The organism is Lancefieldella parvula, assembly GCF_963530955.1.
Classification (GTDB): Bacteria; Actinomycetota; Coriobacteriia; order Coriobacteriales; family Atopobiaceae; genus Lancefieldella; species Lancefieldella parvula_A.
Genome location: NZ_CAUSFQ010000105.1, coordinates 1 through 4,134, shown reverse-complemented (window position 1 = coordinate 4,134; position 4,134 = coordinate 1). Strand labels below are relative to the sequence as shown.

Annotated in this window: 7 protein-coding genes; all 7 read right to left on the bottom strand. The window is 46.6% G+C overall.

Annotated elements, in window-relative coordinates:
- Window positions 1-54 precede the first annotated feature (54 nt).
- Entirely contained in the window at window positions 55-912 is an 858-nt protein-coding gene (locus tag RWJ43_RS06245) for an NAD(+)/NADH kinase (RefSeq protein WP_314009017.1), read from the bottom strand.
- Between the two features lie 116 nt (window positions 913-1,028).
- Complete coding sequence (locus tag RWJ43_RS06240) at window positions 1,029-1,835, bottom strand: TlyA family RNA methyltransferase (protein WP_314009015.1); 807 nt, start codon at window positions 1,833-1,835, stop codon at window positions 1,029-1,031.
- Window positions 1,835-2,194, bottom strand: a complete 360-nt coding sequence (locus tag RWJ43_RS06235; protein ID WP_314009013.1) for an exodeoxyribonuclease VII small subunit — start codon at window positions 2,192-2,194, stop codon at window positions 1,835-1,837. The genes RWJ43_RS06240 and RWJ43_RS06235 overlap by 1 nt, the downstream gene beginning before the upstream one ends.
- Before the next feature lie 2 nt (window positions 2,195-2,196).
- Complete coding sequence (gene nusB, locus RWJ43_RS06230) at window positions 2,197-2,700, bottom strand: transcription antitermination factor NusB (protein WP_314009010.1); 504 nt, start codon at window positions 2,698-2,700, stop codon at window positions 2,197-2,199.
- A 2-nt stretch (window positions 2,701-2,702) separates the two neighbouring features.
- Window positions 2,703-3,068: an Asp23/Gls24 family envelope stress response protein gene (locus RWJ43_RS06225; protein WP_035428027.1), complete on the bottom strand. Its 366-nt coding sequence runs from the start codon at window positions 3,066-3,068 to the stop codon at window positions 2,703-2,705.
- Between the two features lie 80 nt (window positions 3,069-3,148).
- Window positions 3,149-3,712 carry an elongation factor P gene (gene efp, locus RWJ43_RS06220; protein WP_012808557.1) on the bottom strand — a complete coding sequence of 188 codons (564 nt, stop codon included), beginning with the start codon at window positions 3,710-3,712 and terminating at the stop codon, window positions 3,149-3,151.
- Between the two features lie 136 nt (window positions 3,713-3,848).
- Window positions 3,849-4,134, bottom strand: a 286-nt coding sequence (locus RWJ43_RS06215) for a DUF956 family protein (protein ID WP_314009008.1), incomplete at its 5' end; no start/stop codon positions are given.

Here is a 4,134-nt window from a genome sequence, read left to right as displayed (position 1 = left end):
CTTCAATAAGTGCAACATTTTGCACGCGAAGTTCATCAAGCATATATGACCTGCTTACTGACCAGTTTTACCGTAAAACACGCGAGAAACTGAACGATAGAAACTATCAGCGCTTCTATCAAGCAGAATAATGTCTCCTGGTCCACGGCTGATGCAAGCTTTGGTAGCCACACCCTCCTCTGGATGCTTGATGTTTTGTCCATCAGAGAAGAAGTGACATGGTGCAGGTCTATCTTTTGACATAGTGATTTCAACCACATCGGAAGGAGAGGTAAGAAATGCGCGAGCCAAAATAGTATGTGGTGCAATTGGTACACAAACCATTCCTGAGAACTCTGGTGTAACAATAGGGCCACCAGCAGCAAGAGCATAACCAGTAGATCCAGTTGCTGTACTAACTACAAAGCCATCTCCGCGAAGCTTATCGATATGGTTGCCCGATACAGAAACCGTAAACTCAACCATATCGCCTGCTCCACCCCTAGAAACAGCAAAATCATTGAGCGAGAAGGTCTTCTCGACGTAAGTTTCTCCAGATGGAAGCTCATATTCTGTTTCTATTGCAAGCGTTGCTCTTCTAGAAACGTGAAGCTCCCCTGCAAGGGCGTCAGCTACCATCTCAATCATTTTGTTAGGGGTTGCGCTGGTCAAAAAGCCAAGGTGACCGTATGAAATACCCAGGATTGGAATTTCTGAATACTCAACAATTTTGGCAGCTCTCAGAAGTGTTCCGTCTCCACCAAGAGAAATAACAAGCTGACAATCAGAGCAATCTACAACTTTATCTGGGAACAGCTTTTTATCGTGCGCCCACTGGACATCACATCCCTGCTCAAAAAGCCATTCTTCAAGTTCACGTGCACCAGAAACAGCAACTTCTCTTGAATAATTTGGAACAAGAAGCACCTTCACGCAAACCACTCTCCCGATTTTGCTTGACTGCACAACTGAAACAGTTAAACGTCTGATTCGATGTACTTAGTATACCTAAAAACCTACGAACAATACTACAAAATAGAACATTAGTTCTATTTCACTATTTCTACAGAATGGTTCAAAACCACTGAAGCAAGATCTAAATCGAACGACCCTGCCCCAAGCTGTCCAAACAGCAAATATTCCACGTTACCCTTAGCACCATGAATAGGGCTCTCACATGCGCCTAAAGGACCCATATGAGCTTCTTTGAACGCATCGGCAACCTTTTGCAACGTACGTAGGCGCACGGACGTATCGGTCACAATGCCGCCCTCGCCCACTTCTTCCCTTTTAGCTTCAAACTGCGGTTTGACCAGCGTAACAAAGACTCCTTCAGGAGCTAGAACATCTAAAACAGAAGGAAGAATTGACAGAATTGAAGTAAACGATACGTCGCACACGGCTACATCGAAGACGTGAGAATAACCCAATTCCGGCAGCGAAGTAATGTTTGTTCGCTCAAGCAGCTCAACCCTACTATCGTTTCTTAGCGACCAATCAAACTGCGCATAGCCAACATCAACTGAGGTAACCGAAGCAGCTCCATTTTGAAGCAGGCAATCGGTAAAACCACCAGTTGAACAGCCAATATCTAAGCATTTTTTATGTTGTACCGTAAAATCAAAAACTTCAAAGGCACGCTCTAGCTTAAGTCCGCCTCTACTCACGTACGGAATAGCGCCTTTTACATGCAGAAATAATCCCTCAGGAACAAGCTCTCCTGCTGAGGTCAGTCTTCTATCGCTCGTAGAAACATCGCCCGCAAGAATTGCGCGCAGCGCAGCCTGGGTGTCTTTGAAAAATCCTTGCCTAACCAGCTCTTTATCAAGCCTTTGGCGAGAAACACGTTGAGCCACTAGTGCTCATCGCTTTCTGAAACTGCGTCATCAGACGACGTTTCATCTGCAGCTGAAGCCTCAGCTTGCTCATCAGAAGTCTGCTCATCAGAAGCAGCTTCGGTAGCTTCTGTGGTGCTCTCTTCGTCAGCCATATCTCCTGCAGCCTGAGCCTGAACCAGACGTTCTTCCTCTTCTGGGGTAAACTCTGTGGTGTCAACCATGTTGACAGCCTTGGAACCTAGAGCAATTGCCTCATCAAAGAGGTCAAGAGAATGCTCCAGCGAGACGTTCTTATCGCGAACTTGATCAACAATCGAATCAAGCCTTGCGGTTATCTGGTCAAAGCTCTGATATTCAGACGTATCGATTTTTGCCATGGCTACTCTGCATCTTCCACAAAGCTTACTGGCTCTTCTTCAGAATTGTCCTGTTCAGCAGGCTGCTTATGACACAGAGAATAAATGTCTTCTCCAGCCTCAACATCGTCAACAATACGGCCGAGAACACCGTTAATAAAACGAGGAGAATCGTCACCACAGTAGGCGCGAGCAAGGTCAACTACCTCGTTAATAGCAACAGCAACGTCAACCTCTGGAACCTCCAGAATCTCGTAGAGAGAAATTCTTAGAAGATTGCGGTCAACAGAAGGCATGCGATCAATTGCCCAGTCTTTTGAGTAAGCAGCAATGATGTCGTCAAGATCATCTCTGATGCCATCTGCTCCTACTGCCAGTGACTGTGCATACTCGTCAAGAGGTCCCTCGGAGAGCGTGTAGTCTCCGTCGAGGACCTCAAGAACGCTGCGATTAGTGGCTTCAGCCTGGAATAAAAGCTGTAGTGCTTGGCTACGGGCGCGGGTACGTCCAAAAAACTTAACGCTCAAGCCTACTCCTTAGGAAAAACAAGGCTGTCAATGTAAACATCAACGGAAGCAATACTGACGCCAATCTGCTCATTTACGGCAGTTGCAACAGCAAGCCTTACCTCAGATGCAAGCTTTGTGAAAGGATAGCCATAGAAAACGGTAAGGTGTACTCCAAGGTGGAGCTGACCGTTCTCTACACCTGCCTCTACAGCCTTCTCTGGAGCAAGGCTTCTGCTGGTAAAGACGTTAATAAGGTTGGATGCCAGGGTATCGTTTCCGCCAACGGAGGCAACACCTTCAACACTTCCAGCTGCGCCGGAGACAACCGTTGAAATTACATCTTTTGAGATGCCGATGCCTGCTATACGAAGCTCTGTTTCAGCCATGTCTACCCCCTAAAAAGACAAACTGTCTTTGAAATAATTACTCAATACTGTTGGATGCCAATGCACCCAAAGAGAATGCATTAAACGCGAGAAACAAACTTGCCGTCGCGGGTGTCAACCTTAATGCGCTCACCCTGGTTCAGATACATTGGGACCTGAAGAGTTGCACCGGTCTCAATAGTTGCTGGCTTAGTACCACCCTGAACGGTGTCACCCTTGAAACCTGGATCGGTCTCAGTGATCTCTGCCTCAATAAACATTGGAGGCTCAACGCCAAGAAGCTCAGTGTCTGCATAGAGAAGCTGTGCGTTATCGTTCTCCTTGAACCAGACGCTCTTCTCGCCAATGAAATCAGCAGGAACAGCTACCTGATCGTATGTCTCATTGTCCATGAAGTAGAAGGACTCACCGTCGTTGTAGAGGTACTGCATCTCTTTGGTGAGCAGAAGAACGTTCTCAAACTTGGTGCCAGCGTTGCAGGTCTGATCGATAACGCGGCCAGAGCGAAGGTCACGAATCTTATAGCGGACAAAAGCGCCGCCCTTACCTGGCTTTACGTGCTGGAACTCAACGATGGTGTAGTACTTATCGTTAATCTTAAGGCCAAGGCCGTTCTTAAAATCTGCGGTGCTGATAGTTGCCACGTCTAACTCTTTTCACTCGGTAAAGTCGCGAGAAGAACGTGAATTTTCAAACTACCCGCGACACGTATATGCATGTTGGATTTTATCAGTTTCACGCCTTCCGTGCTGGCGGCTCTTGTGAAAATGCAAAATTTGCTTACTTCTTTTTAATAAAACTCTCTTTAATAAGGCGAGGAAGCTGTGGAATTGCCATAAGTCCGTGCTTAAAGACAAACCAGAAGTTTGGAGAACGCACGAGCTTCTCCTCCCCTATGTAGGTGCGAATTGCCCTTAGTGTTGCCTTGTTGTCCCGCGTAGAAAACGAGTAGTTACCATTGCTTTTAGTAAAGATAGCAAAGCGAGAAATGCTTTTGGTGCGTCCCATAACTGAGGCGGCCACATGATCAATCTGGTCCCAAGGAATCTGAATATAATCTTCGGGA

What these genes read in the sequence shown, in the direction of transcription:
- RWJ43_RS06235 (WP_314009013.1), bottom strand. Translation starts at nt 2,194, where the DNA reads ATGGCAAAAATCGATACGTCTGAATATCAGAGCTTTGACCAGATAACC.
- RWJ43_RS06225 (WP_035428027.1), bottom strand. Translation starts at nt 3,068, where the DNA reads ATGGCTGAAACAGAGCTTCGTATAGCAGGCATCGGCATCTCAAAAGAT.